Here is a 16,280-nt window from a genome sequence, read left to right on the forward strand (position 1 = left end):
GAAAGATGTCAGGAATTATCAAAAACCTGTTGGTGATGACCGCTGGCGCCGCGCTCGGTATAGGTGGCGTTATCTTATTTGTCCCGGCTGTTTTGCAAAGCCAGCCGAGTACCGAAAGCGCTGAAAAGCAACCGCTGTACTGGGTGGCGCCGATGGATGCCAACTATCGGCGTGACCAGCCGGGTAAGTCACCTATGGGCATGGACCTTGTGCCTGTCTATGAGGAGGCTAGTGACAGCACGGTGGTCGGAGCGGTCGAAATAGCTCCGCAGGTTGTTAACAACTTGGGTGTGAAAACGGCAGCGGTTATCGAAGCGCCCTTTGAGTCCCGAGTGGCTACTGTCGGTTACGTCCAGTACAGCGAAGATGCGTTAGTACATATCCATCCGCGTATTGAGGGTTGGGTTGAAGCGCTGTTTGTTGAATCGACGGGAAGCCCTGTGGAGCAAGGAGCGCCATTGTATCGCCTCTATTCACCGCAATTAGTGACCGCTCAGCAGGAGCTGTTGATCGCGTTGAAACGAGGCAATCGCATCTTGGCCAAGGCTGCTCGTAGCCGTCTGGCGGCGTTGCATGTACCAAGTCACTTTATCAAAGAGCTAGAGCGAACCCGAGAAGTGCAGCAGAGTGTGACTTTTTATGCGCCTCAGTCTGGCATGATCGAGAATTTATCGGTGCGCGAGGGCTTCTATGTGAAGCCGGACACAACGCTGATGAGTATTGCCAAGCTTGATGAGGTTTGGGTTGAGGGGGAGGTTTTTGCAAACCAAGCGGCTTTAGTCACCCAAGGCCAACCGGTGCAGATGAGCCTCGATTATTTTCCGGGGCAGCAGTGGCAAGGGAACGTCGAGTATATCTACCCAACACTATCTGCTGACACGCGCACCCTGCGCCTGCGGATGCGCTTTGCCAACCCTGATCAACGCCTGCGCCCCAACATGTTTGCATCTCTGACGCTATTTGCGCGTGATAGTGAAACGACGTTGATGGTGCCCCGTGAGGCGGTCATTCGGACAGGCCGACAAGATCGTGTTGTTGTGGCACTGGAGGAGGGGCAGTTTAAGTCGGTGGCTGTGCAGTTAGGGCGCATGAATGATCGCTACATCGAGGTTCTGGACGGGGTGTTGCAAACTGACCGTATCGTCACCTCAGCTCAGTTCCTGTTGGACTCGGAGTCGAGTAAGTCTTCTGATTTTCTGCGCATGGCGCCTGCGCCGAGTAAGGTCTGGATGGCGGGGGAGGTCAACGCAGTGACGCCTGCAGAACGCCTCGTCAACATCAGCCATGAGCCTGCACCTGAGTGGAAATGGCCAGCAATGACCATGAACTTTGTGGCATCAGATCAGGTGGATATCAACCAGCTAGAAAAAGGGCAGACACTGCACTTTGAGGTGGCTAAAGGGGAGGCGGGAGATTATCAAATCACCGGCATCCATATTATGTCGCAGCCGCGTGTCTCGAGCGCCACGGTAAACGGCACGATTAACCGTATTGATATTGAAAACCGTGTTATCAACATCAGCCGAGATGCCATTGAAAAGTGGGATCGACCGGCCGTGACGATGGACTTTATCGCAAGCGAGGACGTTGATCTTGCTGCGTTAACGGTTGGAGCGGTGGTGCGCTTTACCTTTGAGGTGCGTGATGATCTTGTGATCACTGAGCTAGCGCCTGCGCCCACCCATGCTAACCACTCCGATACGCAGCAACACTGAGGGCGGCCTAATGATTGAAGCTATTATTCGGTGGTCAATTGCTAACCGCTTTCTGGTTTTGGTGGCTGCTGCTGTCCTTATTGTAAGCGGTAGTTTTGCGCTAAAAAATACGCCAGTTGACGCCATACCTGACCTTTCTGATGTGCAGGTGATTGTTAAAACTAGCTACCCGGGCCAGTCACCACAGGTTGTTCAGGACCAGGTGACTTTTCCGCTAACCACGGCGCTTTTATCTGTACCCGGCGCAAAAACGGTGCGTGGCTACTCCTTTTTTGGTGACTCATACGTCTACGTCATCTTTGATGACGATACCGATATCTATTGGGCTCGTAGCCGAGTGCTTGAGTACCTCAGCCAAGCAACATCCAGCTTGCCGCAAGGGGCGACGACGCAGCTAGGCCCAGATGCGACGGGTGTGGGATGGGTCTTTATCTATGCGCTCACTGATCGCACCGGCCAACACGATCTCAGCGAGCTACGTAGCCTGCAAGACTGGTTTCTCAAATACGAATTGCAAACTGTGCCCGGCGTATCCGAAGTTGCTGCAGTGGGTGGCATGGTGAAGCAGTACCAAGTGCAGGTGAATCCTGACCGGTTACGTGCCCACCGTATCCCTTTAAGTTTGATTGAGATCGCGCTAAAGCGGGGTAACCAAGAAGCAGGTGCGTCTGTCATTGAGATGGCAGAGGCGGAATATATGGTCACGGCCAGTGGCTATATTCAGTCGGCGCAAGATATTGCGCAGATCCCGCTGGGTGTAAACCAGCAAGGCGTGGCGTTGACCATTGCCGATGTTGCTGAGGTGGTGGTAGGACCGCAAATGCGCCGGGGCGTGGCGGAACTGAATGGCGAAGGGGAAACCGTCGGCGGCATTGTTGTGATGCGCTTTGGGGAAAATGCCCAGCAGACAATTGCTGGTGTTAAAGAGAAGCTCGCTTCTTTGGAAGGCTCCTTACCGGATGGAGTTGAAGTCATTCCGGTTTATGACCGTTCTGACTTGATCACCCGCGCGGTGGACAATTTGTGGAGTAAGTTGCTGGAGGAACTCGCCGTTGTTGCGCTGGTATGTGTGGCATTTCTCTTCCATCTTCGCTCATCCATCGTAGCGGTTGTCACGCTGCCCCTTGGCATACTGGTGGCGTTCATCGTGATGTATTGGCAGGGAATTAACGCCAATATCATGTCGTTAGGTGGTATCGCAATCGCTATCGGTGCGATGACAGATGGTGCCATCGTGATGATTGAAAACATGCATAAGCACATGGAGAGAACCCCGCTCACTGACCAAAACCGGTGGCAAGTGGTTGCACGGGCGGCCTCGGAAGTCGGGCCTGCACTGTTTTTCAGCTTACTGATTATCACCGTATCATTTTTGCCGGTGTTTATCCTTGAGGCGCAAGAGGGGCGGATGTTTGCGCCTCTGGCGTTCACCAAAACCTATGCAATGGCGGCCTCAGCAGGGCTTGCGATCACATTGGTGCCGGTGTTGATGGGCTACTTTATCCGCGGAAAAGTGATCTCCGAGCGCAAGAATCCGCTAAATCGGTTACTGATTGCGCTCTATTTTCCCGTGCTGAAGCGGGTCATGAAGTTCCCTAAAGCGACGTTGGTGGGGGCGCTGGTTGTGACGCTCGCAGGCTTTTATCCGGTCGATAAGATTGGTAGCGAGTTTATCCCTGAACTGGATGAGGGGGATCTGATGTATATGCCAACAACGTACCCGGGAATATCGATCGGCAAAGCGCGTGAGCTACTGCAGCAAACCGATAAACTGATTCGTACAGTTCCAGAGGTAGCCAATGTCTTTGGCAAGGTGGGCCGGGCTGAAACTGCAACGGACCCCGCTCCTTTAACGATGATCGAAACATTTATCCAGCTTAAACCGCGTTCTGAGTGGCGTGCAGGCTTGACGACAGCAGATCTAAAAGCGGAGCTAGATCGTTTAGTGAAACTGCCGGGCGTTACCAACGCATGGGTAATGCCCATCAAAACACGTATCGATATGCTGGCCACCGGTATTAAAACGCCGGTTGGTATCAAGGTGGCGGGGCCTGATCTGGGCGTGATTCAATCTATCGGGCAGCAGCTTGAAATGCTGCTACCACAAGTTAAGGGGACCGCATCGGTATACTCTGAACGTGTGGTCGGTGGGCGCTACATCAATGTGGATATTGATCGCCAGCGGGCGAGTCGTTATGGGCTGAATATTGCTGATATTCAGCAGCGTGTAGCCGTGGCTATTGGGGGGAGAAACATTACCCAAACCGTAGAGGGCCAAGAGCGCTATCCGGTGAACATACGTTATCCTCAAGATTATCGTGATAGCCCTGAGAAGCTAGCGATGCTGCCTTTGATGGCTCCAAACGGTGCTCAAATAACGCTGGGTGATGTGGCATCAATACAGATTAAAGAGGGCCCTCCCGGCATCAAAAGCGAAAACGCACGCCTTAATGGGTGGACATTTATCGATATCGACAACGTAGATATTGGTACCTATGTGGCTGATGCGAAGGCGATGTTAGCGCGCGAGCTATCACTGCCGGTGGGGTACTCCATTATTTGGGCTGGGCAATATGAATATATGGAGCGCGCCAAGCTAAAGCTATCGTATGTTTTGCCACTCACCTTAGCGATTATCGTGGTGTTGCTGTATCTCAATTTCAAAGCGTTTAGTGAAGTCGCTATCATCATCGCAACGCTGCCGATGGCGATGATTGGCGGGCTTTGGTTGATGTATTGGGAGGGCTTCAACTTTTCAGTGGCGGTGGGGGTAGGTTTTATCGCGCTGGCAGGCGTTGCTGTAGAGATAGGCGTCATTATGCTGGTATATCTCAACCAAGCCCTTCGCGAGCTTCAGGCTGAGGCCCAAGAAGTAGGAAAGCCTATTACGCGTGCTGAGTATCGGGATGCGTTGCTGCGTGGAGCGGGGTTGCGCGTGCGTCCTGTTATGATGACGGTGGCAACAATCATTATTGGGCTACTTCCCATTCTCTATGCGGATGGTACAGGGGCGGAGGTCATGAGCCGCATTGCTGCCCCTATGGTTGGCGGTATGACCAGTGCTGTCATACTGGCGCTGATCGTGTTGCCGGTTGTTTACAGCTTGGTTAAGTGGCCGGTGATTGAACGGTTCAATCGCCAGTTGCCAACATCGTCGTGAGGGGTAGGTAATGTAAAGAGGGAGAGGCTATTAGGCCTCTCCTTCGTTGCCGTTATGTGCGTTTTCTATCTCGTTGAGGTGGGCTAGAAAGAGCGTGAAAATCTCAGACTGCGTTGAGGTGTTCAAACGAGTGTGGATATTTTTACGATGCACTTTCACGGTTCCAAGACTGATATTGAGCATCGAGGCGATCGCTTTGGAGGAGTGGCCCTGTAAAATTAGCCCTGATATCTCCTGTTCGCGTTTTGTTAACACGCCCGTACCGAAGGTTTTCAATGCTTGTTTCATTGCGCTATCGGATTTTTCAAACTGAACATACTCGGCCGCTTGCGAAAGCCAGAATTGGCGCACTAACGCACTAATCACGGGGAAGCTGTCCTGTAAACGCAGCAGTTCGGCGCGGGTGATGGTGCCAAGGTTCGTTTTCCGCCCTAGAGAGATGGCACAGGTGACGGTTTTGTCCAGCTCAATGACAAGGTTTATCTCATCGACGAGATCAAAATCCTTGTAGCATGTTTGGTAGTATTCGGTCGTTTCGAAGGAGTCAGGGGCGATCTCGATGAGGCGGCTAACATCGGGAAGCCCACCTGCTTGGATACGGTTGAAGAGCGGATCCAGAATATAGGATTTGCTAAGGTAATTGTGTAGCGTTTGGCTCTGCTCTGCAGGGTCTGTCGGGTAGAGAATGACAGGCCTAAAACTCTTTTTAAACGTAACCATCAAGATGGTATCGAAGTGGCACAGGGTACCTAAAAAGTCAGCGAGCACGTGTGGGAAGCTGCGCAGTCTCACATGGTCTATTAAACTGGCGACATCTTTCTTCCATGCGCTGAATTGTGCATCTTGTTGGTATCTTTGGCTCATGGTGGGGCCTGCGTTTGCTGCTTTCTGGCGATAGGCTAATATCGCGGCGTTGACTCGTAGTTTACGATGGAATCGAGCAATAAAAAATCTGGCTGCGCGAGGCAGCCAGTAGAAAGTGAAGCATGCGGTGCTTCAGTGCTTACCGTGTTAGGGCTAATTTAGCCCTTATCTACAGAGGCCAAGGTAAGATCAAAACAGTGGCGCGCCTTTTCTAGGACTTCATCCACTTCGGCGTGGCTGATAACCAGTGGTGGCGAAAGCACCATACGGCTACCCACGGCACGCATAATAAGACCGTTTTCGAAACAGTGGTCACGGCAGATTAGGCCGATATCTAAATCATCTGGGAAGAGCGTTTTGGTCGCTTTGTCTTTAACCAGCGCGATACCTGCAACTAGCCCCATGCCTTCGATGTGTCCAACGAGTGGGTGTTCGCTGAGCATTTCACGCAGCTTGGTTTGAAAGTAAGGCCCGATATCGTTCGCGACGTAATCAACGATGTTTTCCTCTTTCATAAGGCGGATGTTTTCGATAGCAACCGCCGCCGCCACAGGGTGGCCCGAATAGGTGAAGCCGTGGTTAAAGTCTTCATCGTGCTCGATAAACGCGTTGGCAATGCGATCTCCAACGGCAACAGCCGCGATAGGTAAGTAACCTGAAGAGAGGCCTTTGGCCATGGACATCAGATCGGGCTGGAAATCAAAGCTTTGGCAGCCGAACCAGTTGCCGGTACGACCAAAACCACAGATAACTTCATCTGCTGCGATCAGTACGTCATATTTGTCGCAAATGCGTTTGATCTCTTGCCAGTAATTAGCGGGTGGCACGATAACACCGCCAGCGCCTTGGATCGGCTCACCTACAAACGCCGCAACGTTGTCAGGCCCTACGGCAAGAATCTTCTCCTCTAGTGCTTGTGCACAGGCAAGACCGAACTCCTCTTCGCTCATATCGCCTGCCTCGCCGTACCAGTATGGCTGGCGAATACGCTCGATATTCGGTACTAGTGGGCCGCCTTGTTTATGCATGCCGCTCATACCACCTAGGCTGGTGCCGCCAATCGTACTGCCGTGATACGCATTTTCACGACCGATCAAGATATTCTTGTACGGCTTGCCTTTGATATTCCAGTACTGACGCACCAAGCGAATGACAGTATCAACCGCTTCGGAACCGGAGTTTGCAAAGAAGATATGGTTTAGATCGCCAGGCGTAACACTTGCGATCTCTTTAGCTAACTCTGCAGCAGGTGTATGAGTTGTTTGGAAAAAGGTGTTGTAGTAGGGCAGTGTTTGCATCTGCTGGTGCGCTGCTTCAACAAGCTCTTTGCGCCCGTAACCCATGTTGACGCACCAAAGGCCTGCCATGCCATCGATAATCTTGTTGCCTTCGCTATCCCACAGGTAAACGCCTTCGGCGCGTTCGATAACACGTGCGCCTTTGCGGTTCAGTGCACCTGTGTTGGTAAATGGGTGCATGTGGTGGCTAGCATCGGTGGCTTGAATATCGGCGGTGTTAGCCGCTGTCGTTGTGCGATGGCTGGACATAACGTTACTCCAATTTAGTAGCAGCGACACCACCGCTTGAACACAGGTCGTGTGAATTTTCGATGGGGTCGTTGAGTGATCAAGTTTGAATTGATTTTGTGATCACAAAATTTAAAAGTCAATCACAAAGTTGATAAAAAATTGCACCACTTCGAGGCATATACCTCGAAGTGCTTGATATCAAAAAAGAAAATATGGGGCGTAACGGAGCAGGGATGGTGCGCAGGGGCTAGCTCTCAGACTCTTCGATAAAGCGCTGCAGTAACTCCGGGGTGCTGGCGAAGGCAAAACCCTCGCGAATATCGGCCGAAATGGCGATTTGTAGCGCAAAAGCATCTTTTCTTTCAATGGCTTGCATCGCATCGTTATGACGATCGACAAGGTAGTGATCTTTGAGATGATTGGTGGCTAAGCGCATAAATGGGCCGAGTTGCAGCCAGATGCTCTCGATCAACGGAAGCGTCACCTGGTGGGGGTTGGCCGTGTACAGGCTGCGGTGAAAGTTCTGATTCAAGATGCTAATTTTATTGAGGTTTCCCTGCTCTTGAGCATCATCAATCAGGCGGTCTAGCTGGCGTAATTCGTCCAATTTCACGTTATCAATATAGGGGAGCGCACGAGCCGCCGCATGAGATTCTATCGCAATGCGTGCTTCACAAAGTTCATCGAATTTCATGGCTGTCATATGGGGAACGAGCACCCGGCGGTTCCCCTGAATCTCAAGTGCGCCCTCGGCTGCGAGCTGCCGCAATGCCTCACGAATAGGCATGGGGCTGACATCGAGAAGTGCCGCCAGTTCGCGGATTGTAAGCGCGCGGCCTGGCAAAATTTCTCCGTTCATGACGGCGTTACGGAGCATCGAATATACCCACTGGGTGATAGTTACACCCTCGTTTCGCTCGGTTAAGGTAATTTCGATAGGGGATTTCTTGTCCATTGGCTTTGTCATCTTGTTGTTTGCCCTTATGTTACCGCTATCGCGGTTGAGGGTGAATGCAATAAGCTACTGACGAATAGTTGACCGAAAGAGAAATTCGTGATCACATTGTTGTGTATTTGTGATCACAATTCAATTAGATTGTGACCTGTGATCATCTAGCTGAAGAAGGCTGCACTCAGCTGTGCGGCGCTGGATGACACCGTGTTTAGAGAGAATCTTATGTCTTCTGATAATAACAACGAGTTTGATCTGTTCATCACCGACCTAAATGGCAACCTGCGCGGTAAGCGTATGCCAAGCAATACACTGGATAAAGTGATGGAAGAGGGGGTCAAGCTGCCGCGCTCAGTGGTTGGATTCGACTTCTGGGGAGATGATGTACTGGAGAATGGTCTGGTTTTTGAAACCGGCGATAGTGATGGTGTTTGTATGCCAGTGCATCCAGAGCCCGTTCCCGTGAGCTGGGCTGAAACTGCCCGCGACCAAATCTTGGCGACGATGTACAACCCAGATGGCTCGCCTTTTTTAGCTGATCCTCGCCAAGTTCTGAGCGCAGTGGTTAAGCGTTATAAAGAGAAAGGGCTGACACCCGTCGTTGCGACCGAGCTTGAGTTCTACTTGATGGACGGCAAGTCAGAAGAAACACAGCGCCCGCAGCCACCTGTTTTAGTGGAAGGGCACGGCCGCCGCCTATCTGAGACTGATTGTTACTCCATTGATGAGATGGATGGTTTAGCGCTGTTCTTTGCGGAAGTCCGTGAAGTGTGTGAACAGCAGGGAGTGCCGGCGGACACTATTATCTCCGAGCTTGGGCCAGGTCAGTTTGAAATTAACCTAAACCACGTTGATAACCCTATGTTAGCGGGTGATCAGGCGATCATGTTTAAGCGTCTGGTGCGCGGTATTGCACGCAAGCACGGATACGCTGCCACCTTTATGGCTAAGCCATACGCGGACAAGAGCGGTAACGGTTTCCATGTGCATTTCAGCTTGCTAAACGAGGCGGGTGAAAACGTGTTTGATAATGGCGGCGACGAAGGCACCGATATGCTCAAGCACGCTGTTGCAGGCATGATGCAGACGATGGCAGATGGCATGCTGACGTTCGCACCCCATATGAACTCTTACCGCCGTTTCATGGTGGGCGCTCATGCACCAACCTTCGCTAGCTGGGGTTACGAAAACCGCACCGTAGCGATCCGCGTACCGGATAGCCCATGTGTCGCGCGTCGCGTCGAGCACCGTGTGGCAGGAGCGGATGCCAACCCATATCTGGTACTTGCGGCGATTTTAGCGGGTGCTTTGTACGGTATCGATAACAAACTGATGCCACCTGCTCCGGTTGAAGGTGACGCCTATGCCGAGATGGACCCTGAGTTGGTCTTGCCTAATCGCTGGGATGATGCCACTGAGGCGTTCGCGAACAGTGATGTGCTATCCGAGTACTTGGGTGAAGAGTTCATTCGTGTTTTCACCGCGGCGAAGCGCCAAGAGCAGCAAAAATTACATGCGCAGATTTCAGATATCGAATACGAGTCTTACTTAGGCTTTCTTTGATAAATACCACGCAGTTGAACTTTCGTCATACCACCTGCGAGGTATGTCGAAAGTGCAGTCAGCTACGTAGATTGGTACCTGCCGCTATCGCACAAAGGGCGGCAAAAGCTGGTTTTCGCTGTAGGTTTAGCACAACAAGCATAATGCACGGCTAAAGCTACAGAGAGTTAGGTTAGCAACAATAACAAAAAGCATGTCACCATCCTTCATTAGAGAGTGTGAAGCGGTGGCACCTAAACGGAGTGTACCTATGTATAGCAAAAAGGCCGCACTGGCTATTGCGCTTTCAGCGTCGATCTCAACAGCGGCATTGGCCGAAGAGAAGGTTCTAAACGTCTATAACTGGTCTGATTATATGGACCCAGCGGCTATCGAAGCATTTGAGAAAGAGACGGGCATCAAGGTCAACTATGATGTTTATGACTCTAACGAAGTGCTCGAAGCGAAGTTGATGTCTGGTGGCACAGGTTACGATGTTGTCATCCCAACGGGCTCTTTTCTGGAGCGTCAGGTAAAGGCGGGTATCTACGCTAAAATCGACAAACAGAAGCTGAGCAACTTGAAAAACCTCGATGCTGAGCTGGTTGAAAAGGTTGAACGTCACGACCCTGGCAATATGCACAACGTTCCCTACACATGGGGCACCATTGGGCTTGGCTACAATAAAGAAGAGGTGACCAAGCGCCTTGGTACAGACTCTTTCAATACTTATGATCTGATCTTTAAGCCGGAAGTTGCGGCTAAGCTAGCGGATTGCGGTATTGGCTTACTCGACTCACCGGCTGAGGTGATGTCTATCGCGTTGAACTACTTGGGCCTTGATCCAAACTCCGAGAAGAAAGCGGATCTAGCGAAAGGAACTGAGCTATTAAAGTCAGTGCGTAGTAGCTACAAGTACTTCCACTCCAGTAAGTACATCTCGGATCTAGCGAATGGTGATGTGTGTGTTGCCTTAGGCTATAACGGCGATATTCTGCAAGCTCAGAGCCGTGCACAAGAGGCAGGTCAGAAGCACACCATCGAGTATATGATTCCGAAAGAGGGGACGCTGGTCTGGTTTGATCTGCTAGCAATCCCTGCTGATGCTCCGCACCCTGAGGCGGCTCACCAATTTATCGATTACATTCTGCGTCCAGAAACTGGCGCGAGTATCGCTAATTTCGTTTACTATGCCGTTGCAAATACGGCGGCTCGTCCTCTCTTGAATGAAGATGTCGTTAACAACCCAGGCATTTACCCTGCCGATGAGGTAAAAGCGCGTCTGTTCACGCAAAATGCACACACTGCGAAGTTTGATCGCAAGTTGACCCGTGCATGGAGTGGCATTAAAACCGGACGTTGATAGATAGCGCACCGGGATACGTGTCAACGCGTTCCCGGTGTTCTATAACTGCGACGATAAGGCGCCAAAGGCACTGACGTATCGTTTGTGCTTCAGCATATTTAGCTAGCCGTTTTAACCCTGACGCTTGCCTTGTGTGGGCAGGTGGAGGGATCTGTATAGCAACGACGCGAGGGTAAGTTATGACCTCCTCCCAGAATACCGAGACATCACTGTCATCTAATACTGCAACTGATAGTGTACCCGCATGGAAGCAAGAGGGTGCTGAACCCTTTCTACGTATCGAAAACCTGACTAAGAAATTTGGCGAGTTCACTGCGGTGGATAACATCTCGCTAGATATATACAAAAATGAGCTGTTTTGTTTGCTCGGCGGGTCGGGCTCCGGTAAGTCCACGTTACTTCGCATGTTGGCAGGCTTCGAGACGCCTACTAGCGGTCGCATTATTATCGACGGTACCGATATGTCGGGTATTCAGCCGTGGAAGCGCCCGGTTAACATGATGTTCCAGTCTTACGCGCTGTTTCCGCACCTCTCGGTTGCAGACAACGTGGCTTTTGGCTTGAAGCGCGAAGGCGTGGGCCGTGCTGAAGTGAAACAGCGTGTTGCACAGATGTTGGATATGGTACAGCTTGGGCATCTTGGCAAGCGCAAGCCACATCAACTTTCTGGTGGTCAGCGTCAGCGGGTTGCGCTAGCTCGTTCCTTGATTAAACGTCCTAAGTTGCTGTTGTTGGACGAGCCGCTGGGCGCGTTGGATAAAAAGCTCCGTGAAGAGACCCAATTTGAACTTGTGAACATTCAAGAGGAGTTGGGAGTTACCTTCGTTGTGGTAACCCATGACCAAGAGGAAGCGATGACGCTCGCAACCCGTATTGGTGTCATGAACCACGGTGTGATCGTGCAAACGGATGAGCCACACGATGTTTACGAGTATCCAAACAGCCGCTTCGTTGCACGCTTTATCGGCTCCGTGAATCTGTTTGCCGGTTTCGTCGTGCAAGATGAGCCGGATGCGGTGCATATCGAATCGGCTGAAGCGGGCACAACGATTGTAAAACACCATGGTATTAGCTGTGCGCCGGGCCAAGAGGTAAGTGTGGCGGTGCGCCCAGAGAAGATCTCTATCAGCTACGAGCGCCCAACCGACGTTGATAACATCCTAGAGGGCGAGATCGAAGATATCGCTTACATGGGCAGCCTTTCAGTCTTCCGAGTGCGCCTGAACAGCGGCAAAGAGGTACGAGTCACTCAACCGAACTTCGACCGCCATGTCGGTGATCGTTTTACATGGAACGATAAGGTCTTCCTATCTTGGAAGTCCGATAGCACCGTGGTACTCACGTCATGAGTATTCTAAAAGGATCGGCCTGGATAGGCGATGAGTCACAAATTGGCGTGAAGCGCCCGTTCTTCTCGCGCATCCGTTGGGGAAAGTTAGCGGTTATTTCGATGCCAATGTTTTGGCTCGGGCTATTTTTCTTCGTGCCTTTTCTGGTGGTGTTCAAGATCTCATTGGCCGAGACGGCGATTGCCGTACCGCCTTACACATCACTGCTGGAGTGGAACTTAGAAGAGGCTTACCTCAACCTCAAAATTAACTTAGGTAACTACTTTTATTTGGTCGAAGATACCTTTTATCTGGATGCGTATCTTAACTCGATCAAAATTGCCGCGATCTCAACGCTTATTACACTGATTGTCGCGTTTCCTATCGCATACTTGATTGCGCGCAGTGAGGGCAGCGTGCGTGGTTTGCTGCTAGCTGCGGTGATTTTACCATTCTGGACCTCGTTTCTATTGCGTGTGTATGCATGGATGGGGTTCTTGAAAAAGAACGGTATCGTGAACGATATGCTGCTGGGTATGGGTGTGATCGACCAGCCTTTGCAGATGTTACAAACAGACTTCGCCGTCTATGTGGGTATCGTTTACACCTACCTGCCATTTATGGTGTTACCGCTATACAGCGCCCTCGAAAAGATGGATATGACGTTGCTGGAAGCGGCAGAGGACTTAGGTGCTCGGCCAGTAACCGGTTTCTGTTTAGTGACACTGCCACTGGCACTGCCGGGCATTATCGCCGGTTGCTTGTTGGTATTTATCCCTGCGGTTGGTGAGTTTGTTATTCCTGCGCTGTTGGGTGGCTCGGATACTTTGATGATTGGTCGAGTGCTCTGGGATGAGTTCTTCTTGAACCGGGACTGGCCGATGGCCTCAGCGGTGGCGATTGTTATGCTCATCGTGCTGGTGTTGCCGATTATGTTGATCCGAAATACGCAAGGTAAGGAGGCAGCATCATGAAACGACGTTCATGGTTCCTGAACCTATCAGCTACGGCTGGCTTTATTTTCCTGTACGCGCCGATCGTCGCTCTGATCGTTTACAGCTTCAACAAGTCCAAGCTTGTAACGGTATGGGGTGGCTGGTCACTGAAGTGGTATACCGAGCTATTCAACAATGATCAGATCATTGAGGCGGCTTGGTTGAGCGTGAAGATCGCCTTTATCAGCGCATCGCTGGCTGTGGTGCTCGGCACGTTAGCAGGGTATGCGATGAGTCGTTTCGGCCCGTTCCGTGGCAAGATGATCTTATCTGGTTGGGTAACGGCGCCACTGGTTATGCCAGAGGTCATTACCGGACTCTCGTTGCTGCTGCTCTTTGTGGCGATGGAGCGTATCTTTGGCTGGCCCTCAGGGCGAGGGACTGGCACGATTATCATTGCACATACCACCTTCTGTATGGCCTATGTTGCTGTTATCGTGCAGGCGCGGCTCTCGTCGATGGATGAGTCACTCGAGGAGGCAGCGATGGACCTGGGTGCGCGCCCAAGTTCGCTATTCTTCCTCGTGACGTTGCCCTTGATCGCTCCAGCGATCATCTCGGGGTGGCTATTATCCTTCACGCTGTCGTTGGATGACTTGGTAATCGCGAGTTTCGTTTCGGGGCCGGGTAACAGTACGTTGCCTATGGTGATCTTCTCGAAAGTACGTTTAGGCGTAACACCAGAGGTCAATGCCCTCGCAACGCTGATGATATTGATTGTTGCGGTTGGCGTGATCGCTGCGATGTACCAAATGCGTCGCCAAGCTCGCTTGTTAGAACGTTTAGACAACAACTAGCGCGTTGCGCAGTAGGGGCTCTGCCTGCTGCGCGTTTTTCGCGGCTCAGTTTATAAAAGGTAGTAAAAATGAAGTTAGGTATCCTTGAAACCGGTATTACGCCAACCGAGCTACTCGATGAGCATGGCTCTTATGCGCAGATGTTTATGCAGCTGTTTGATAAGGCGGGCTACGACTATCAATATGAGGTTTTTGAGGTAAAAGCGGGCCAATTTCCGAGCAGCCCAACCGAGTGTGACGGCTGGATTATCACCGGTTCAAAGTCCAATGTTTATGAGCAACTACCGTGGATGACGACGTTGAAGGAGTTTATCCTGGCTATCCATCAGTCTGAGCGCCCGATGGTGGGTATCTGCTTTGGACATCAGATTGTGGCCGAGGCGTTTGGTGGTGTCGTAGAGCAATATGCAGCAGGTTGGGGGGTAGGTTTGCATACCTATCGTTTGGAAGGGAAAACCGACTTTATTAAGGATGTACCGAACGCATTTACGATCAACGCCGTGCACCAAGATCAAGTTGTCACCAAACCGGATAACGCTGAAGTCTTTGCTACGTCAGAGTTTTGCCCGTTGGCAGGGCTTGTTTACGATGATCGAATCTTTACGCTGCAGTCTCACCCTGAGTTCAACGTGGCCTATGAAGAAGCGTTACTTACGCTACGCGACGGAGATGGTATTCCGAATGCGGCGGCACAAGCAGGGCTGGCGTCACTGCGTGAAGCAGGCGCAAAGGCCGATTCTCTGGAAGTTGCGCGCTGGATGGCCGAGTTCTTAGAGGCGCGGGTCAAATAAACACAGTCAAAGAGTAGAATCTCGAAACATAAAAAAGCCAGCATTTCGCTGGCTTTTTTGTGGGTTTGGCATAGGTGTTATTTGCCGCGCTTGATCTCTGCCCATAAGCGGTTGCGGACTTTAGCGATCTTCGGTGGTACCTGAGAGCTGATATACAGGTTGTTCATTGTCGCCTCATCAGGGTAGATAGCAGGGTCGCTAGTGATCTCTTTATCAACCAGTGCGGTAGCGTCTTTGTTTGGGTTGGCATACCAAACATAGTTAGTGATCTCTGCAATGACGTCAGGGCGCAGCAGGTAGTTGATAAACTTATGAGCGTTCTCTGCATTGGGCGCGTCTTTAGGGATCACCAGCATATCGAACCAGATCTCAGAACCCTCTTTAGGGATGCTGTACTTCACCTCAACGCCGTTATTCGCCTCTTCGGCACGTGCCGCGGCTTGAAATACATCGCCAGAGAAACCGACGGCAACGCAGCTATCCCCATTAGCAAGGTCGTTCACATACTGCGAAGAGTGGAACTGCTTCACGTAGGGGCGAACACCTTTCAGTACCTTGGCGGCGTCGGCATCGGGTTTAAAGTCGGCCATGTTGTGGGAGTTTGGATCTTTTCCTGCGTAAAGCTGCGCAAACGGGATCATCTCATCGGGTGAGTCTAAGAACGTGACGCCACAGTCTTGTAGTTTCGACATATACTCTGGTTTGAAAACCAGATCCCAGCTATTGACGGGTGCATCCTCGCCCAGTGCCGCTGCAACTTGTGCTGGGTTATAGCCAATACCTGTTGTGCCCCAAAGATAGGGAATACCGTATTGGTTGCCCGGGTCTTTACGGCCTAGTGTTTCCATCAAGCTAGCGTCGAGGTGCTTGTAATTCGGCAGCTTTGTTTTATCAATTGGCAGGAAAATACCCGCTTTGATCTGTAACTCCATAAAGTGTGACGTTGGCACAACCAAGTCATAACCTGAGTTACCCGCTAAGAGCTTTGCTTCGAGTGTTTCGTTGCTGTCGTAAACGTCGTAAGTCACCTTGATGCCGGTCTCTTTCTCAAAGCGTTCTATCGTCTCTTCAGCGATATAGTCAGACCAGTTATAAAAGTTTAACTCCTCTTGCGCTTGAGCGGCTGAGGAGGCTGCAATACTTAAAGCTAATGCTGAAAGCGTAAAGGTAAAACGAGAGGGTAGAGCGCTTTTCATAGTTTACAGTCTCCAGTTGCAGTGGGTTCGACATCCGTCTCAAAT

The 16,280-nt window shown here is 51.3% G+C and carries 12 protein-coding genes; 8 read left to right on the plus strand and 4 right to left on the minus strand.

Annotated elements, in window-relative coordinates; all coding sequences use genetic code 11:
• Positions 1-5: 5 nt before the first annotated feature.
• Entirely contained in the window at positions 6-1,715 is a 1,710-nt protein-coding gene (locus E4L36_RS05520) for an efflux RND transporter periplasmic adaptor subunit (RefSeq protein ID WP_136679658.1), read from the plus strand.
• Between the two features lie 10 nt (positions 1,716-1,725).
• A complete protein-coding gene (locus E4L36_RS05525; RefSeq protein ID WP_136679659.1) occupies positions 1,726-4,875 on the plus strand; it encodes a CusA/CzcA family heavy metal efflux RND transporter in 3,150 nt (1,049 codons plus the stop codon).
• A 30-nt stretch (positions 4,876-4,905) separates the two neighbouring features.
• Here the strand turns inward: E4L36_RS05525 and E4L36_RS05530 are convergent, their stop codons facing one another.
• From E4L36_RS05530 to E4L36_RS05540, 3 genes are all read right to left on the minus strand, one after another.
• Positions 4,906-5,739, minus strand: a complete 834-nt coding sequence (locus E4L36_RS05530) for a LuxR C-terminal-related transcriptional regulator (RefSeq protein ID WP_136679661.1) — start codon at positions 5,737-5,739, stop codon at positions 4,906-4,908.
• Positions 5,740-5,897: 158 nt separating this feature from the next.
• The gene (locus E4L36_RS05535) at positions 5,898-7,286 is read right to left on the minus strand and encodes an aspartate aminotransferase family protein (protein ID WP_127695451.1); all 1,389 of its coding nucleotides are present in this window, start codon (positions 7,284-7,286) and stop codon (positions 5,898-5,900) included.
• A gap of 229 nt (positions 7,287-7,515) precedes the next feature.
• Complete coding sequence (locus E4L36_RS05540) at positions 7,516-8,223, minus strand: GntR family transcriptional regulator (RefSeq protein ID WP_136679663.1); 708 nt, start codon at positions 8,221-8,223, stop codon at positions 7,516-7,518.
• 222 nt (positions 8,224-8,445) lie between these two features.
• Here E4L36_RS05540 and E4L36_RS05545 point away from each other — a divergent pair, with 222 nt between their 5' ends.
• From E4L36_RS05545 to E4L36_RS05570, 6 genes are all read left to right on the plus strand, one after another.
• Positions 8,446-9,783 (plus strand): glutamine synthetase family protein, encoded by a 1,338-nt coding sequence (locus E4L36_RS05545; protein ID WP_136679664.1) that lies wholly within the window; start codon positions 8,446-8,448, stop codon positions 9,781-9,783.
• 250 nt (positions 9,784-10,033) lie between these two features.
• A complete protein-coding gene (locus tag E4L36_RS05550) occupies positions 10,034-11,125 on the plus strand; it encodes a polyamine ABC transporter substrate-binding protein (RefSeq protein WP_136679666.1) in 1,092 nt (363 codons plus the stop codon).
• A 182-nt stretch (positions 11,126-11,307) separates the two neighbouring features.
• A complete protein-coding gene (potA, locus tag E4L36_RS05555; protein ID WP_136679668.1) occupies positions 11,308-12,477 on the plus strand; it encodes a polyamine ABC transporter ATP-binding protein in 1,170 nt (389 codons plus the stop codon).
• Between the two features lie 101 nt (positions 12,478-12,578).
• Complete coding sequence (locus tag E4L36_RS05560) at positions 12,579-13,430, plus strand: ABC transporter permease subunit (RefSeq protein WP_240657020.1); 852 nt, start codon at positions 12,579-12,581, stop codon at positions 13,428-13,430.
• Positions 13,427-14,248, plus strand: coding sequence for an ABC transporter permease subunit (locus E4L36_RS05565; protein WP_136679670.1), 822 nt, complete (start codon positions 13,427-13,429; stop codon positions 14,246-14,248). The genes E4L36_RS05560 and E4L36_RS05565 overlap by 4 nt, the downstream gene beginning before the upstream one ends.
• Before the next feature lie 68 nt (positions 14,249-14,316).
• Positions 14,317-15,039 carry a glutamine amidotransferase gene (locus E4L36_RS05570; protein WP_136679672.1) on the plus strand — a complete coding sequence of 241 codons (723 nt, stop codon included), beginning with the start codon at positions 14,317-14,319 and terminating at the stop codon, positions 15,037-15,039.
• 77 nt (positions 15,040-15,116) lie between these two features.
• Here E4L36_RS05570 and E4L36_RS05575 read toward each other — a convergent pair whose 3' ends face one another.
• Positions 15,117-16,235, minus strand: a complete 1,119-nt coding sequence (locus E4L36_RS05575) for a polyamine ABC transporter substrate-binding protein (protein ID WP_136679674.1) — start codon at positions 16,233-16,235, stop codon at positions 15,117-15,119.
• Between the last annotated feature and the right edge of the window lie 45 nt (positions 16,236-16,280).

The sequence above is a fragment of the Neptunomonas sp. XY-337 genome, assembly GCF_004959845.1.
GTDB classification, from domain to species: Bacteria; Pseudomonadota; Gammaproteobacteria; order Pseudomonadales; family Balneatricaceae; genus Neptunomonas; species Neptunomonas marina.

Excerpts from the sequence above, each read along its gene's own strand:
- potA (WP_136679668.1), top strand. The coding sequence starts at position 11,308 with ATGACCTCCTCCCAGAATACCGAGACATCACTGTCATCTAATACTGCA.
- E4L36_RS05525 (WP_136679659.1), top strand. The coding sequence starts at position 1,726 with ATGATTGAAGCTATTATTCGGTGGTCAATTGCTAACCGCTTTCTGGTT.
- E4L36_RS05535 (WP_127695451.1), bottom strand. The coding sequence starts at position 7,286 with ATGTCCAGCCATCGCACAACGACAGCGGCTAACACCGCCGATATTCAA.
- E4L36_RS05530 (WP_136679661.1), bottom strand. The coding sequence starts at position 5,739 with ATGAGCCAAAGATACCAACAAGATGCACAATTCAGCGCATGGAAGAAA.
- E4L36_RS05565 (WP_136679670.1), top strand. The coding sequence starts at position 13,427 with ATGAAACGACGTTCATGGTTCCTGAACCTATCAGCTACGGCTGGCTTT.
- E4L36_RS05570 (WP_136679672.1), top strand. The coding sequence starts at position 14,317 with ATGAAGTTAGGTATCCTTGAAACCGGTATTACGCCAACCGAGCTACTC.
- E4L36_RS05560 (WP_240657020.1), top strand. The coding sequence starts at position 12,579 with ATGCCAATGTTTTGGCTCGGGCTATTTTTCTTCGTGCCTTTTCTGGTG.
- E4L36_RS05575 (WP_136679674.1), bottom strand. The coding sequence starts at position 16,235 with ATGAAAAGCGCTCTACCCTCTCGTTTTACCTTTACGCTTTCAGCATTA.
- E4L36_RS05550 (WP_136679666.1), top strand. The coding sequence starts at position 10,034 with ATGTATAGCAAAAAGGCCGCACTGGCTATTGCGCTTTCAGCGTCGATC.
- E4L36_RS05520 (WP_136679658.1), top strand. The coding sequence starts at position 6 with ATGTCAGGAATTATCAAAAACCTGTTGGTGATGACCGCTGGCGCCGCG.
- E4L36_RS05545 (WP_136679664.1), top strand. The coding sequence starts at position 8,446 with ATGTCTTCTGATAATAACAACGAGTTTGATCTGTTCATCACCGACCTA.
- E4L36_RS05540 (WP_136679663.1), bottom strand. The coding sequence starts at position 8,223 with ATGGACAAGAAATCCCCTATCGAAATTACCTTAACCGAGCGAAACGAG.